This window comes from Castellaniella sp. (genome assembly GCF_049650445.1).
In the GTDB taxonomy this organism is placed as follows: Bacteria; Pseudomonadota; Gammaproteobacteria; order Burkholderiales; family Burkholderiaceae_B; genus Castellaniella.
The window spans coordinates 1-14,449 of sequence record NZ_JBASAD010000027.1 but is presented as its reverse complement, the minus strand read 5'-3'; the positions used below and the strand labels follow the sequence as shown (position 1 = coordinate 14,449).

The window sequence follows — 14,449 nt, the reverse complement described above, 5'->3', positions numbered from 1 at the left end:
CCCTAGAGGCTTCGCGGCGGGTTTTTGGCGCCGCGCGATCCCCGGATTTCATCGCCTGAGCCCGCCCGTACGGCCTGCCCGGGCACCCCGTGTGACATCTCATGAATCGAATCGTCCGGTTTCTGGCCGCGTCGGCCCTGCTGGGCGTCGCCGGTCCCGTACCGGCCCAGACCTGGCAGGTGGCCGATCCGGCGCTCATCGACCTGGCCCCTCAACGCTACGCCGTCCCTGACGTGCCCCGCGACGTCGCCTCTGACGTGCCGCCGGACGCGGGTGCCGCCGTGTCCGGTCCGGACCCGTCCCCTGGCATTCGCTACGACCCGCTGTTCCAGGACGGTGCCATGGTGGGCTATGGATACCGCCCGGACGGGACCCGCTTGCGCTGGTTCGGCGGGCCGGCCGATGCGGTTGCCGGGCCGCGCGGACTCGGCCCGCTGGCCTCCGGGGGTCTGGATACCTGGTCTCTGGGGGCGCGCAACTGGCGCTACCGCAGTTCTGCCGGATATCGCGTGACACTGGGCAATACGGCGTCGGGCGCGCCGGCCTGGGGTCGGTCCGTGCGTCTGGCGGGGGTGGGCCTGTCCCGGTCCGTGCCTTCGGGACGCTTGCAGGCCGGTTCCTGGGACTATGCCGTGGCGGCCGGCGCCCTGGACGGTTCGGCCGGCCGCGCGGCCGCCGCGGGCGATCTGGCGTATGGCCCGATGGCGTTCGATGCCGCCACGCGGTACGCGCTGGACCGTGATCTGACCCTGGGTTCGCGGCTGCAAAGCGCCCAGGATATGACGGCGCTGGGCTTGGGCGGCGAGTACGCCATGGGCGAGGCGGGCGCCTGGCAGTTCGGGGCGTCCCGGTCACGCCAGACGCTGGCCGAGGGCTGGCGCCGCCATCTGGGCTATACCCTGGGCCTGGTGCCGGGCCTGGATCTGTCCTGGGTGAATGCGCGTCAGGGGCCGGGCTATGCCGACCTGGCCACGTACGGTGGCGACGCGGGTTGCGACTGCGTCAGCAACCAGTGGCAGATGGATCTGGCGGCGGGCCGCTGGGGCTCGTTCAGCGGTTCGTTCGAGCGGCGGGTGGAGGCCGGGGGTGGGCTGGACGAACGGGTCGGCCTGGTCCACGGCTTCCGTTACGGCCCCTATCTGCGGGTGCGGCTGGAGACGAACCGCAACCTGACTTCCGGAGACTACGGCTTGGGGGCACGCTTTTCCCTGCCGCTGGACTAGGCCGGTCGAGCGTGTGGATTCCGCAGAAGATCGCTTCAGCCCTGGCCGTTGAGATGGTTCATGAAGACCCGGCACAGGGCTTCCATCCCGCGCCGATCGTCTTCGTCGAAGCGGCCCAGGGTGGGGCTGTCGACGTCCCAGACGCCCAGCAGCGAGCCGTCCGCGCGCACCAGCGGCACGACGATTTCCGATTGTGAGGCCGAGTCGCAGGGAATGTGTCCCGCGAACGCGTTGACGTCGCGCACGACCTGAGTCTGGCGGGTCTGGGCGGCCGTGCCGCAGACACCGGAGCCGAGCGCGATGCGGATGCAGGCAGGTTTGCCCTGGAAGGGGCCGACCACCAGTTCCGTGCCGTCGTACAGGTAGAACCCCGCCCAGTTCAACTGCGGCAGACTGTCGAACACCAGGGCACTGAAATTGGCCGCGTTGGCGATCAGGTCGGGTTCCCCCGAGATCAGGCCGCGCGCCTGGGTGACCAGGTCCGCGTAGTGTTCCGCCTTGCTGGCGTAGGTCTGGGGGGCAAAGGTGAACATCAGGATTCCAGGGGAATGCGGGGAAGGCCCTATTGTAGGGCGGGCGCAGAGCGGGCCGCTCGTCGATCCGGAGATGGGCGCCCGGGCGTGACGAACGGGCGTGATCGTCGGCGCGGCAGGCTAAGTCGGTCGATCCTCGGCGGATTGATTCCCGCCAGTTCCGTGTATATTTTCCCCTGGCGGCACTGCCCCTGGTGCCAGACATGACACGCAAGGGAGGCGCTGCTTGTCTGATACTCGCGACACGGGTCTTTTTCACGCGAGATTGCTCGACAGCCTTCGGGCCCGCCTGTTCCTGGCGATCCTGGCGGCCATCGTGCCGATTCTTGGCGGCCTGAGCTACTACGTCTGGTATCAGTATCAAAGTCTGGTGAGCGAAAACGAGCGCGCGGCCGAAAATCTGGTCAGCATGACAGCGGCCTACGATCAGACGTTGATCAATGATGCCAGCGACGTACTCCACACCCTGTCGAATTCACCCATCCTGCGTCAGGAACGCTGGGGGGAATGCCGTGGGTATCTGGCGTCCCTGTTGGGACGCTTGCCGCGCTATCTGAACCTGGGCGTGGCCGACGCCAACGGCTATCAGGTCTGTTCGGGCCTGCCCGACCCGGACCCCAAGGGCGTCTACCTGGGTGATCGGGAGTTTTTCAAAAAAGCCATCGAGCAGGCCGAGGTCACGCTGGGCGGCTTCGTCGTCGGGCGGATGAGCCGTCTGCCGACGGTGGTCCTGGCGGTGCGTGTGCCGGGGGATTCCGGGATCAACGGTGGCGTGGTTTTCGGGGCCATGAACCTGGGCCATCTGCTGGCTGGTGCAGTCATCCCCGATTTGCTGCCCGAAGGGCGCCTGTGGGTTCTGGATCGCGATGGGCGCGTGCTGCAACGCATCCCCGACGATGCCGGCCGCCAGGGGGAGCAACTGGAACCGCACCCCTCGGCCGAGGCCGGGCTGACGCGCCACTCGTACCTTGACGCAGCCGGCCAGCGCTGGGCCGTTCTGTCCATGACGGCGGGGCACAGGGAAGATCCGCATGGTCTGTCCGTGCGCTACGAGGTGCCCGAGTCGGCGCTCTACGCCGAGGCGCGCCATGCCCTGTGGGTCGGGGTGTTCTTCATTGCACTGCTGCTGTGCGTGGCGGTGCTGGTGGCCTGGAATCTGATGCAGTGGGCGACCGTGCGGGATCTGACCGAGCGCGAGATGCTGAGCCGCGGGTTGCGGGAGCGCGAGCGTCTGATCAGCCAGTTGATGGACGTCACGGCCGAAGCCATCTATGGGCTGGATGCGACGGGCTGCTGCATCTTTGCCAATCAGGCGTGTGCGCACCTGCTGGGCTACGACCATCCCGACCAGTTGGTGGGACAGCACTTCCACACGCTGATTCACTACCAGCACGAGGACGGCCGTCACTATCCCCTCGAAGAATGCCGCATGCGCCAGGCGCTTGAGCAGGGGCAGGGAGTCCATGTGGACGACGAGGTCCTGTGGCGTCGCGACGGCACCTGTTTCCCGGTCGAGTACTGGTCCTATCCGATCTTGCAGGACGGCCGGCTGGAATTCTGTCTGGTGACCTTCCTGGACATCAGCGAGCGTCGGGCGCAGCAGCGGGCGCTGGCCTACCAGGCCGCACACGATCCCCTGACGGGGCTGCTGAACCGGGGCGAGATTCTGCGGCGCCTGCAAGCGTGCGCCGAGCAGGCCCCCGAGATGCCCTGGACTTTGGTCATGTCCAATCTGGATGGCTTCAAGGAAGTCAACGTGGCGCTGGGGCACGAAGCGGGAGACCGCCTGCTCCAGGCGGTTGCGCAGCGGCTCAGTGGCTTGCTGGATACGTCGTGCGCCCTGGCCCGGCTAGGCAGCGACGAATTCGCTTTCCTGTTGAACACGGGGAACGAAGATCAGGCCCGGGCGAAGGTGCTCGTCCTGCTGTCGGCGCTGCGCGAACCGTTCGCGCTGAACGAACTGCAGGTCCGCATCAGTTGCAGCTTCGGCCTGGCCCTCCATCCCGGACACGCTCGTGCCCCCGATGAACTGGTCCGCTGCGCCGACACCGCGATGCGCCGTGCCAAGCGCGACGGCCTGGGGATCGCCGTGTTCAATCCTCAGGACAGCGTCAGCGTCCACGATCACCTGCTGTTGCGGGGCGAACTGCGCGCGGCGTTGGCGCAGGGCCAGTTCCTGCTGCATCTGCAACCCAAGATTTTCTTGAACGGTGGCGCCCAGGCCCGGGGCGCGCCGATGGGCTTCGAGGCGCTGGTTCGCTGGCAGCATCCCGAGCAGGGCCTGATTCCACCGGGCCGCTTCATCCCGGTGATCGAGGTCAGCGATCTGATCCATCCCTTTACGCTCTGGGTCGTCGATCAGGCCGTGGCCTGCTGCGTCCGGCTGCAGGCCATCCATCCCGGGGTGGGCATAGCGGTGAACGTATCTGCCCGGAATCTGCTGGACGGGGCGTTCCCCCGTCAGGTCCTGGATGCGCTGCGGCGGCATGGGCTGGCGCCCGGGCTGCTGGAACTCGAAGTCACGGAGAGCGCCATCATGGCCGACCCGGTCCGGGCGCTGGACAGTCTGCATGCGCTGCATGCCCTGGGGGTGCGGCTGTCGATCGACGATTTCGGCACCGGCTATTCCTCGTTTGCCTATCTGCACCGGCTGCCCGTCGACGCCTTGAAGATCGATCAGTCCTTCGTGGCGGGCATGGCCGCCGACGCCGACATGCGCGCCATCGTGCGCTCCATCATCGAGATGAGCCATACCCTGGGCTTGCAGGTGATCGCCGAGGGCATCGAGACGCGGGAAACGCTGGACCTGCTGTGGGACATGGGCTGCGACGTCGGCCAGGGGTATTTCATCGGCCGTCCCGCGACCGAGACCAGCGCCGCAGCCTGGCTGCGCGATCGCTGATCGCCGTGCGCCGTCGGCTTGAGGCTCATTGATCCCGGCCCACAGGCGCCGCCGGGAAACGTGCTATGAATCAGATATTCATGATAGGCGGGAGGGCGTTTCCATGCTGGACAGACCGGATGCGGCGGATCGGGATGCCGTGAACCAGAACGTGCAGGGGCTGATGCGGTTCCTGCAGGAATATCCGCCCTTCGACCAGATGGAGCCGGCGCACGTGCGCCGGCTGGTCGAGCGAATGCGGCTGCGGTTTTTCGAGGCCGGGCAGGAGATCACCGCCCCCGACGGCGGGCCTGCCGAGGCGTGGTACCTGATCCGCCAGGGCGCGGTCCAGGGGTGTCGTGCCGACGTCGAGGCCGGCGCGTCGGCGACGCCGCCCTCCGGTGAAGAACCGGCCGGCGGGTTCGTCCTGGGGCCGGCCGACGCCTTTCCGGTGGCTGCCCTGCTGGAACACCGGCCCACCCGTACACGCTATCGCGCCCTGCAGGATACGTTCTGCCTGCAGGTGAGCCGGGCCGATTTCATCGAGACCCTGGAATGGTCCGAACCCTTTCGCGCCTTCGCCTTGCAGGGGGCGGGCAGCCTGCTGGGGCGGCTGCATCAGCGCACGCGGCAGGAAGCCGCAGTGGTCCAGGCAGAGGGCTATGTCTTCGATCAGGCGCTGGCGGCGATCATGGCACGCGACCCGGTGGCCTGCGCGCCGGATATGCCGCTGTCCCAGGCCGTGCAGCGGATGCACGAGCGCCGGGTGGGCAGCATCGTCATCACGGACGCACAACGCCGTCCCGTGGGGGTCTTCACCCTGCGCGACCTGCGCCGCGAGGTGGCGGGCGCGTCGGTCCGGCTGGACGCGCCGATCGGGACCTTCATGACGCGTGAGCCGGTGTGCCTGCCGCCCGAGGCCACGGCCTTCGAGGCAACCTTGCTGATGGCGCATCGCCGCATCGGACACCTGTGCATCATGAAGGACGGCGCCCTGGTCGGCGTGGTGTCCGAGCGTGATCTGTTCGCGTTGCAGCGGATCGGCGTCGTGCATCTGGCGCGGGCCATGCGCCAGGCCGAAGACGTCGGGACCCTGGCCGGCTTGCGCACGGACCTGGCCAGGACGGTCTCAGGCATGCTGGCGCACGGCGTCGATGCCCTGCAGGTGCTGCGCCTGATCGCCCAGATGAACGACCACGTCACGCATCGCGTGATCGAGCTGGCCTTGCGGGACGTGGGCGATCCCGGCGTGCCGTTCGCCTGGCTGGCCTTCGGCAGCGAGGGCCGGCGCGAACAGACCTTGCTGACGGATCAGGACAACGGCATGCTGTTTCAGGCGGCGACCGACGCCGAGGCGCGCGAACGGCGCGAGGCGCTGCGGCCGCTGGCCGAGACGGTCAACCAGGGGCTGGACCGTTGCGGCCTGCCGCTGTGCCGGGGCAATGTCATGGCCGGCAATCCGGCCCTGCGGCTCTCGGCGCTGGAATGGGAACGCTGGTTCGCCGACATCGTCCGGCGGCCCACGCCGGAGCATTTGCTTCAGGCGGTCATCTGTTTCGACCTGCGGTTGCTGTGGGGCGAGGACAATGGATTCGAGGCGCTGCGCCGGTTCCTGATGGAGCAGGTGGCCGATTCGCCCCAGTTCCAGCGGATGCTGGCCGAGACGGCCTTGCGCAACCAGCCGCCGTCCGGCGGTCTGTTCGAGATCGCGGGCGGCGCCTGGAGAGCGGGTTCCTCGGGTTTCGACCTGAAGGCGCAGGCGTTGACGCCTTTCGTGGATGCCGCCCGGGTTTTCGCCCTGGCCAGCGGCATCGTCGAGACCTCCACGGAGGGACGCCTGCGGGCGCTGGCCGAGCGCGGCGTGCTGAGCGAGCGCGACGTCGGCGCCTATGTCGAATCCTACCGTTACCTGCAGTTGCTGCGCCTGCGACAGCACCAGGCGCAGGCCCATGCGGGCGAGCCCGCGTCCAACCACATCCTGCCGGGCTCGCTCAATGCCCTGGACCGGCGCATCATGCGCGAGGCCCTGCGCCAGGCCGCCGACCTGCAGAAGCTGCTGCGCTACAGCTATCGCCTATGAGCCGCGCGCCCACGTCCACGGGGGACGGCGCGGCCGTACCGTCCCCGCGAGGCCGGCGATGTGGCTGAGACGCGAAGCATGGCGCGCCCGGGATTTCCGCAGTCATCCAGCCGTGGTTTTCGACCTGGAGGCCAGCGGCCTGGATATCCGGCGGGACCGCATCCTGTCCATCGGCGCGGTCCGCATCGAGGATCTGGCGATCCCGCTGGGCCGCCAGTATGACCGGATCGTGCGCGCACCGGGACCGCTGGGGCTCGCCAGCCGCTTGTTCCACGGCCTGACGCGGGCCGACCTGGAACGCGGGACGGCGCCGCGGGACGCCCTGGCGGGCCTGCTGGATTTCGCGGGCGATGCGGTTTGGCTGGCCTTTCATGCCGGCTTCGACCGCGCGCTGCTGACCCAGGCGCTGAAGACGCACCTGAGTCGCCGCTGGGACGGCGTGGTGCTGGATCTGGCGGTGCTGGCGCCGATGCTGTTCCCGGACCGGGCCAGGCAGCTTGGCCCGCATGCAGGCCTGGATGCCTGGGGCGCGGTCTTCGGCCTGGCGGCGTCCGCGCGGCATGCGGCGGTCGCCGATGCCCTGCTGACCGCAGAGATCGCCCTGGTGGTGCTGCGGCGCGCGCAACAACGGGGCCTGCGCACCTGGGGCGCACTGGAGTCGGCGGCACGCGCCTGGCGGGCCGATCGGATGGGTGCGGGCGGGCCTGTGTTCTGATCCGTCGCGCCGCGCCGTATGATGAAGGCCGTGCGGCCCCGTCATCGGCGGGACGTCCGCGTTGCCGCTCCCGAACCCGTCCTCCTGACCCAGCCCCCCCATGACCGACACTTCCGACGCGCATCTGATCGAGACCCTGCTGCATAGCGAGACCCTGTGCGAGGGCGGCTTCCTGAAGGCGCGCCGCGACACGGTGCGCATGCCCGATGGCGGCGTTTCGACACGCGAATACATCGTGCATCCGGGCGCGGTGGTGGTGATCCCGCTGCTGGACGACCACCACGTGCTGGTCGAGCGGCAGTTCCGCTACCCTGTGGGCCGCGTCATGACGGAGTTTCCGGCCGGCAAGCTGGAACCGGGCGAAGACCCCTGGCTTTGCGCCCGGCGCGAACTGCGCGAGGAAACCGGGTACACGGCGGCGGAATGGGCGCATGCCGGGGGCATGCACCTGGCCATCGCCTATTCCACCGAGATCATTCATGTTTTCTTCGCCCGGGGCCTGACCCTTGGCGAACGGCATCTGGACGCAGACGAATTTCTGGATGTCCGCACGCTGTCCGATGATGCCGTGTTCGAAGCCTGCCGCGACGGCGCGCTCACCGACGCCAAGACCCAGACCTGCCTGCTGTGGCTACAGAACGTGCGCGGCGGTCGATGGACGCTTGATTGGCAGCGGAATCCGGATCAGGATTCGGCGTAGGGCTCGAAGCGACCGGTCTGCGGGTCGCGCACGAACAGCACGCCCGTGGCGACGCCGAAATACGCGCCGTGGATGGCGAGCCGCCCGGCCTCGACGCGCTCGCGCACGGCGGGGAAGGTCAGCAGGTTGCGCATGCTGTATTCCACTACGCCCCATTCCATCCGGCGCAGCCAGTCGGCGCGTTCGCCCGTGCAGGGGCCGACCGCGTCGGCCACGGGTTTGATCTGGGACATCCATTTGCCGATGAAATCGCGCTTGGACAAGGGGGCGGCCTGGTTGGCGTAGGCGGCCACGCCGCCGCAACTGGCGTGCCCCATGATGACGATGTGGCCGACTTCCAAGGCGTTGACGCCGAACTCCACGCAGGCGCTGGTGCCGTGGAAGGCGGTTTCGGGGTCCTCGTCGCAGGGCGGAACGATGCCGGCGATGTTGCGCACCACGAACATTTCACCTGGACCCGCATCGAAAATGGTTTCGGGCGCCACGCGGGAGTCTCCGCAACTGATCAGCATGATGTTGGGGTGCTGGCCGTGTTCGGCCAGGTCGAGGTAGCGCGCACGTTCGGTGGCGAGCCGGCCGTGCAGGAAGGAGCGGTAGCCGTCAGTCAGTCGTTGGGGGAACACGATGGGGTCCTTGAGGGTTGAATGGGGGTGGATGCGTCGGTGAAGATGCCGCCGGCCGTCTCGCGCGACAGCAGCCGGTCGAGCGGGCCCGCCAGATGGCCGTGCCGGACCATGATGGCATAGAAGTGTTCCGTCAGCTGAGAGGATTCGCCGACGTGCACCAGTGCGCCCGAGTGCAGTTCATCCTGCACGACCACTTCCGGCAGTACCGTGATCCAGCCGCTGTCGCGTGCGATCAGACGCAGCATGGTCATGTCGTCGACCTCGGCGCGCAGCCTGGGCTGGACGCCGGCCGAAAAGCACAGGGCATCGAATTGCAGGCGCACGCTGTGGCGCACGCTGGGCATGGCCATTTCGACGGCGTCCAGGTCTTCCGGCACCCGCAGTGCGGTACCCGCCCAGCGGTCGGCCCGGCCAACCAGGGAAATGACCTGGCTGCCAAGGAATCGGGAGGACGTCGGGCGGGTCGGATCGGAAGGCACGGGCTCGTTGGCGAGCACGACGTCCAACTGGTGGCGCAGGAGCCGTTCCACGAGGGTTTCCAGCGACCCGGAATCCACCGAAAGCACGATGGTCGGGTCGCGCAGCAGCGGGCGCAGCCAGTTGACCTGAAAATTTCGTGACATGGTCGCCACGCTGCCTACGCGGACGCGGGTCGTGCCTTCATCCCGGCCATCGAGCCACCCGAGCATCTGTTCGCCCAGCGCGAAGATGTTTTCGGCGTAGGCGAAGACCTGCTGGCCCGTCGCCGTGAGTTCCAGATGACGCCCTTGGCGATCGAACAAAGGCATGCCAAGACGGCTCTCCAGTTGCCGGATCTGCGTCGAAAGGGCGGACTGGGAGGTATGGATCTGTTCGGCCGCGCGCGTGAGAGAGCCCTCTTTGGCCACGCGCCAGAAATAGAACAGATGCTTGAAGTTGAGCTGGTTGATGTCCATTGTTCTTTTTTATAGAACCTTTCAATATTATAAATGTAATTTACAGAACATACGAAAACTTCAAGAATACGGTTACCGTTTTTGCGCCAGACCATGGCCTCTGTGAAAGAAGACGCGGGGTGGCTGGTGTGGCGCAGAAAGATACTTCTGGGAGTTTCCCGTGTTGCATCATTTGAATGAATTGAATTTCATGCTGGCGCTGGCGCCCGTGGTGTTGATGGCGATGGTCGCGGCATCGTCATGGCGCAGCCAGGCACCGGTCGATCGTCTATGGAAACGATTCAACGCGCTCACATTCGCCGCGCTGGTGTGCGCGTTGCTTGGGCTGGCGACGCAGCTGTCCGTTTCCGAAGCGCCCGGCGTCATCCAGTCAGGTCTGGGCGACTGGCTGGCCGTGAATACGTTCGGCGCCTGGGTCAGTCTGCTGGTGCAACTGCTGGGCACCGCGATCGGTGTCTATTCTTCCAATCACCTCAAGGGCGAAGCGCGGCAGCCGGTCTACATCGGTGCGCTGACGGCCGTGCTGGCGGCCGTGCATCTGCTGCTCCTGGCCAACCACTGGGTTGTCCTGATCGCCGCCTGGGCCGCCATCGGCGGCGCCATGCATCCTCTGCTGTGTTTCTACGGCGACCGGCCCTTCGCATTGCTCGCCGCACACAAGAAACGCGTGACGGATCGCGTGGCCGACCTGCTGCTGATCGTGGCCGCCGCGCTGGCGTGGTCCGAGACGGGGAGCGGATCCTTCTCCGTCCTGTGGGCCCACATTGCCGAGGGTCACGCCTCCGAAGCCCTGGCATGGAGCGGCGTCTGCCTGGCTTTGGCGGTCATCGCGCGCACGGCGCTGATGCCGGTTCACGGCTGGCTGGCTCAGGTGATGGAAGCCCCCACGCCGGTATCGGCGCTGCTGCATGCCGGGGTCGTGAATCTGGGGGGATATGTGCTGGTCCTGTTCGCCCCCTTGCTGGGTGTTTCGCTCGCCGCCCGCTGGTTGCTGGTCGTGTTCGGACTGGTGTCGGCGATGGTGGCCGGCATGGTTCTGCTGACCCGCGTCAGCCAGAAAGTGCATCTGGCCTGGTCCACGATTGCGCAGATGGGTTTCATGCTGCTGGAGTGCGGCCTGGGTCTGTACCTGTTCGCGGCGCTGCATCTGCTCGGCCACTCCTTGTACAAGGCGCACAACTTCCTCAATGCGTCCAGCACGGTCGGGGAATGCGAACGCAAGCTCCTGACGGGAGAGGCTCGCAATTCGGGCCTCAGCATGATCGTCGCCGTGCCCGTTGCCCTGGGGATCGTGTTCCTGCTGCGCGCGGCTGTCGGACACGAGACCTGGCCATGGTGGTGGAGCGCCGTGCTGGCGCTTGCCTGGGCGCCGATCCTGTGGGTGCCGAAAGCCGGCGCCGATCCTTCCGGGGCCGTCGCCGCGAGAGTGCTCGCCGCGCTCGGCATGGCTTCGTTTCTGACCCTCGCCGCCGTGCTCGTCGATCATGCGCCGATCGGGGCTGCCAACGATCCGCTGGCTCCCGCCGGCGTTGTCGCCCTGGTGGGCATGAGCGCCATGTACCTCGCGATGGTGGCCTTTCAGATCCGGCCGCAATCAGTCGTGACGCTGCGCCGCTGGGTGTATTCGGGCTTCTACATGGACGAAGGCTATACCTATTGGGTGCTGAAGCTGTGGCCCGTCCGCTGGGCGGGCGCCGGGCCCGAGGCCCGGAATCAGGCCTGGAATCCGGGTGAATCGGCCTGGGGGAAGTCCGGATCATGAGCGCCATTCCCGCAACCCCGGAGTCATCGGAAGAGGCTTTTGTGGCAACTGAAATCCAGTATGACGGGGCCCTCAAAAATGCCGTCCAGGGTGCTTGCGCCCGCATCATGCCGGCCTGGCCGCTGGATCAGGCGGTGGCGGTCAACCCCCACTGGCGGCGGATCGATCGGCCGATCCGCCAGGTGGCGGCGCGGCTGGCGGTGCTGGGGGACTTTCACGTGTTCCCTCAGCGGGATTACATCCGGCGGAAGTGGTCCGCCGGGCACATCACGCGTGCGGATCTGGATGCGGCGCTGCGGGCTCAGGCTGCGCACGAAGCGTGCAATGTCACGGCGGAGCCCTGTATCGCGGAATTGTCCATGTTGCCCAGGGTACGCCGCGAGCCCTTGCTGGTCGACCTGCTCGATGATGCCGCGCAGGAAAATCAGCGCTGGCCCTGGCGCGAGGCCATCGTGTTCCAGCTGAGCCAGGCTTGCGCCGCGTACTTTGATCGTCACCAGGCGGATTGGCGTGCTTCGGGCAGCCCCTCGCTCTACAGCTTCTGGCGTGAAAGCATGATCGGAGATCATGGCCAGAGCTCGAGGATGGGGCTGCCGGGATTGATCGCGCAGATGCGGCAAATGCCCTCGAGAGCGGAAGATGCCCTGCGCTGGGCGCTGGGCGAACTTCGGCTTGAGGCTCCAGTCTGGCAGGCGTATTTCGAGGCGTTGCTGCTTTCGATCAACGGATGGGCCGCCTGGTGCGCCTACGTGGGCTGGCAGAAGGTGCCGGCTGGACAGGAGGACCCCCGGCTGTCCGATCTGCTGGCGTGCCGGATCGCCTGGGAAGCCGTGCTGGCCCGCACCGTGCCGCCCGCCGCGCGGCGATCCGCGCGCGCCGCACTGGGCGCCGCCTGGCAGGATTTCGATCATCGCGTCGCGGAAGCGGATGCGGCCCTGGTGGTCGATGAAGTGTGGCAACGGGCGCTCGAAATCAGTTTCCAGCGGGAGTTCGCGCACACCTTGCGCTCACCGGCACCCGCCAAAACACCCCGGCCGCCGGAGGTGCAGGCGGTGTTTTGCATCGATACGCGCAGTGAGCTCATGCGGCGCGCGCTGGAAGCATGCTGGTCGGGTATCGAAGCCCATGCCTTCGCGGGTTTCTTTGGCCTCCCGGTGCATTACAACCCGCTGGGTACCGAAGTGCGCCGACCGCAGTTGCCCGGGGTCGCCTACCCGAGCGTTGCAATGAAAGATGTCGTCACGGCGCCGGGCCAGGCTCGTGCCGATGAGGTGCAATCGGCTCAGGCTGTGGCGGTCCGCCGTCGTCGGCTCGCCCGAATCGATCAATGGCTGGGTGTCGTGCGGTGGCCGAACACGACCTTTTCCTTTGTCGAGACCTTCGGGATCGGCTATCTGGGCAAGATCGTGCAGTGGATCCGTCCTCCAGCCACGCCGCGCGTGGCCGCGGATCGGCTCGGCATGCCCGCCGCTGTCCCGGATCACTGCCGGCCCATGATTACCGGGCTGGATGCCGGTGCGCGGGTGGAACTGGCCGCCGGCATCCTGCATGCGATGGGTCTCGACGATCGTCTGGCGCCTCTGGTGATCCTGTGCGGTCATGCGGGACACAGCACCAACAATGCGCACGCTTCGACACTCGATTGCGGGGCCTGCCATGGCAGGCCCGGCGATGCCAATGCCCGCGCCCTGGCTCATTTGCTGAATGATCCGCAGGTCCGGGAGGGGCTGCGTGCGCATGGGCTGAATATTCCGGACGGTACGGTTTTCATGGGCGCCCTGCACAATACGACCACGGACGAGGTGACCGGTTTCGACCTGGATCTCCTGCCGGAGTCCGCGCGCGAGCGTTGGGAAAAGACGGAGCGGACCTTCGCACAGGCGGGCGACCGCGTTCGCCGCGAGCGCGCGCCGAAGCTGTCGATGAACGCCGATCTCGAGCCGGCGGACTTGCTCAGGGCTTTCCGGCGCAGGGCCAACGATGGCTCGCAGACCCGGCCGGAGTGGGGCCTTACCCGCAATGCGGCATTCATCATCGGCCCACGCGATCGCAGCAGGGGGCGGGTGCTCGACCGCGCCTATCTGCACGACTACGATGCGTGTTTCGATGCGGACGGCAAAGTGCTCGAGGCGCTGATGATGGGCCCCATGGTGGTGACCCACTGGCTCTCCTGGCAGTATCACGCCTCCACCTGCGATCCCGTGCATTTCGGCGCGGGCAGCAAGGTGCTGCACAATGTCGTGGATGGGCACGTCGGAGTGTTCGAGGGCAACGGCGGCGACTTGCGCATCGGCCTGCCGCAGCAGTCCTTGCATGATGGCGAGGACTGGTATCACCAGCCTGTGCGGCTGACCGTCGTGATCGATGCGCCCGCTGCCTCGATCGAAGGCATCATCGCGCGTCATGCCGTGCTGGGCCAGTTGTGCGACAACGGCTGGCTGCTGTTGTGGCGCTACGAGGGCGACGGTCTGCGGCGCTACGAGCGCGGCCGCTGGCTGCCGCTCGACGTCTGACCGCGCCCGCGCGGCGCGCGTCCTAGCGTTCCGCGCGGGGGATGCCCCAGGGGTTGTCCGCCTGCAGTGCGGGCGGCAGCAGGCCGTCGGCGATGTCCTGATAGCACACGGGGCGCAGGAAGCGCGTGATCGCCAGCGTGCCCACCGAGGTCGTGCGCGGGTCGGAGGTGGCGGGGAACGGCCCGCCGTGGACCATGGCGTCGCACACTTCGACGCCGGTCGGAAAGCCGTTGGCCAGGATGCGGCCGGCCTTCAGCTCCAGGACCGGCAGCAGCCTGGCCGCCAGCGCGTCGTCGGCGCCGGCCTGCAGATGCAGGGTGGCGGTCAACTGGCCCTCCAGCGCCTGGGCGACGGTGGCGAACTCGTCAGTCGAGGCGCAGCGCACGATCAGGGCGCTGGCGCCGAAGACCTCGGCGCCCAGTCCGGCCGGGTCCTTCAGGAAGGCCTGGGCCGTGGTCGCCGCCAGGCCGGCCTGGCAGGG

At 67.5% G+C, this 14,449-nt stretch carries 10 protein-coding genes and 1 pseudogene; 7 read left to right on the top strand and 4 right to left on the bottom strand.

Annotated elements, in window-relative coordinates:
* The first annotated feature begins 101 nt into the window (after nucleotides 1-101).
* Nucleotides 102-1,223, top strand: coding sequence for a hypothetical protein (locus WA983_RS09320; protein WP_424247337.1), 1,122 nt, complete (start codon nucleotides 102-104; stop codon nucleotides 1,221-1,223).
* Nucleotides 1,224-1,258: 35 nt separating this feature from the next.
* On the opposite strand, the gene WA983_RS09315 is transcribed toward WA983_RS09320, so the two are convergent.
* Nucleotides 1,259-1,756, bottom strand: coding sequence for a GAF domain-containing protein (locus WA983_RS09315; RefSeq protein WP_424247338.1), 498 nt, complete (start codon nucleotides 1,754-1,756; stop codon nucleotides 1,259-1,261).
* A gap of 226 nt (nucleotides 1,757-1,982) precedes the next feature.
* Here WA983_RS09315 and WA983_RS09310 point away from each other — a divergent pair, with 226 nt between their 5' ends.
* The 4 genes from WA983_RS09310 to WA983_RS09295 all read left to right on the top strand — a co-directional run bounded on the left by WA983_RS09310 (nucleotide 1,983) and on the right by WA983_RS09295 (nucleotide 8,132).
* Complete coding sequence (locus WA983_RS09310; RefSeq protein ID WP_424311944.1) at nucleotides 1,983-4,658, top strand: bifunctional diguanylate cyclase/phosphodiesterase; 2,676 nt, start codon at nucleotides 1,983-1,985, stop codon at nucleotides 4,656-4,658.
* 103 nt (nucleotides 4,659-4,761) lie between these two features.
* Nucleotides 4,762-6,717 (top strand): DUF294 nucleotidyltransferase-like domain-containing protein, encoded by a 1,956-nt coding sequence (locus tag WA983_RS09305; RefSeq protein ID WP_424247342.1) that lies wholly within the window; start codon nucleotides 4,762-4,764, stop codon nucleotides 6,715-6,717.
* 112 nt (nucleotides 6,718-6,829) lie between these two features.
* Nucleotides 6,830-7,432, top strand: coding sequence for a 3'-5' exonuclease (locus tag WA983_RS09300; RefSeq protein ID WP_424311943.1), 603 nt, complete (start codon nucleotides 6,830-6,832; stop codon nucleotides 7,430-7,432).
* A gap of 100 nt (nucleotides 7,433-7,532) precedes the next feature.
* A complete protein-coding gene (locus WA983_RS09295) occupies nucleotides 7,533-8,132 on the top strand; it encodes an NUDIX domain-containing protein (RefSeq protein ID WP_424250594.1) in 600 nt (199 codons plus the stop codon).
* Here WA983_RS09295 and WA983_RS09290 read toward each other — a convergent pair.
* The gene (locus WA983_RS09290) at nucleotides 8,117-8,755 is read right to left on the bottom strand and encodes a carbonic anhydrase (protein ID WP_424250592.1); all 639 of its coding nucleotides are present in this window, start codon (nucleotides 8,753-8,755) and stop codon (nucleotides 8,117-8,119) included. The two genes, WA983_RS09295 and WA983_RS09290, sit on opposite strands and share 16 nt — an antisense overlap.
* On the bottom strand, nucleotides 8,737-9,693 hold the full coding sequence (locus tag WA983_RS09285) for a LysR family transcriptional regulator (protein ID WP_424250590.1): 957 nt from the start codon (nucleotides 9,691-9,693) through the stop codon (nucleotides 8,737-8,739). The genes WA983_RS09290 and WA983_RS09285 overlap by 19 nt, the downstream gene beginning before the upstream one ends.
* Nucleotides 9,694-9,853: 160 nt before the next feature.
* Here WA983_RS09285 and WA983_RS09280 point away from each other — a divergent pair, with 160 nt between their 5' ends.
* Together WA983_RS09280 and WA983_RS09275 are read left to right on the top strand one after the other, a co-directional pair.
* Complete coding sequence (locus WA983_RS09280; RefSeq protein ID WP_424250588.1) at nucleotides 9,854-11,455, top strand: NADH-quinone oxidoreductase subunit L; 1,602 nt, start codon at nucleotides 9,854-9,856, stop codon at nucleotides 11,453-11,455.
* Entirely contained in the window at nucleotides 11,452-13,968 is a 2,517-nt protein-coding gene (locus WA983_RS09275) for a YbcC family protein (protein WP_424311942.1), read from the top strand. Before WA983_RS09280 ends, WA983_RS09275 begins: the two co-directional genes overlap by 4 nt.
* A gap of 22 nt (nucleotides 13,969-13,990) precedes the next feature.
* Here WA983_RS09275 and WA983_RS09270 read toward each other — a convergent pair.
* Nucleotides 13,991-14,449: pseudogene (locus tag WA983_RS09270) on the bottom strand (aldehyde dehydrogenase (NADP(+))); the annotation flags it as partial.

Bases quoted from the DNA above. Each gene is read 5' to 3' on its own strand.
- WA983_RS09295 (WP_424250594.1), top strand. From the start codon at position 7,533: ATGACCGACACTTCCGACGCGCATCTGATCGAGACCCTGCTGCATAGC.
- WA983_RS09275 (WP_424311942.1), top strand. From the start codon at position 11,452: ATGAGCGCCATTCCCGCAACCCCGGAGTCATCGGAAGAGGCTTTTGTG.
- WA983_RS09285 (WP_424250590.1), bottom strand. From the start codon at position 9,693: ATGGACATCAACCAGCTCAACTTCAAGCATCTGTTCTATTTCTGGCGC.
- WA983_RS09320 (WP_424247337.1), top strand. From the start codon at position 102: ATGAATCGAATCGTCCGGTTTCTGGCCGCGTCGGCCCTGCTGGGCGTC.
- WA983_RS09305 (WP_424247342.1), top strand. From the start codon at position 4,762: ATGCTGGACAGACCGGATGCGGCGGATCGGGATGCCGTGAACCAGAAC.
- WA983_RS09315 (WP_424247338.1), bottom strand. From the start codon at position 1,756: ATGTTCACCTTTGCCCCCCAGACCTACGCCAGCAAGGCGGAACACTAC.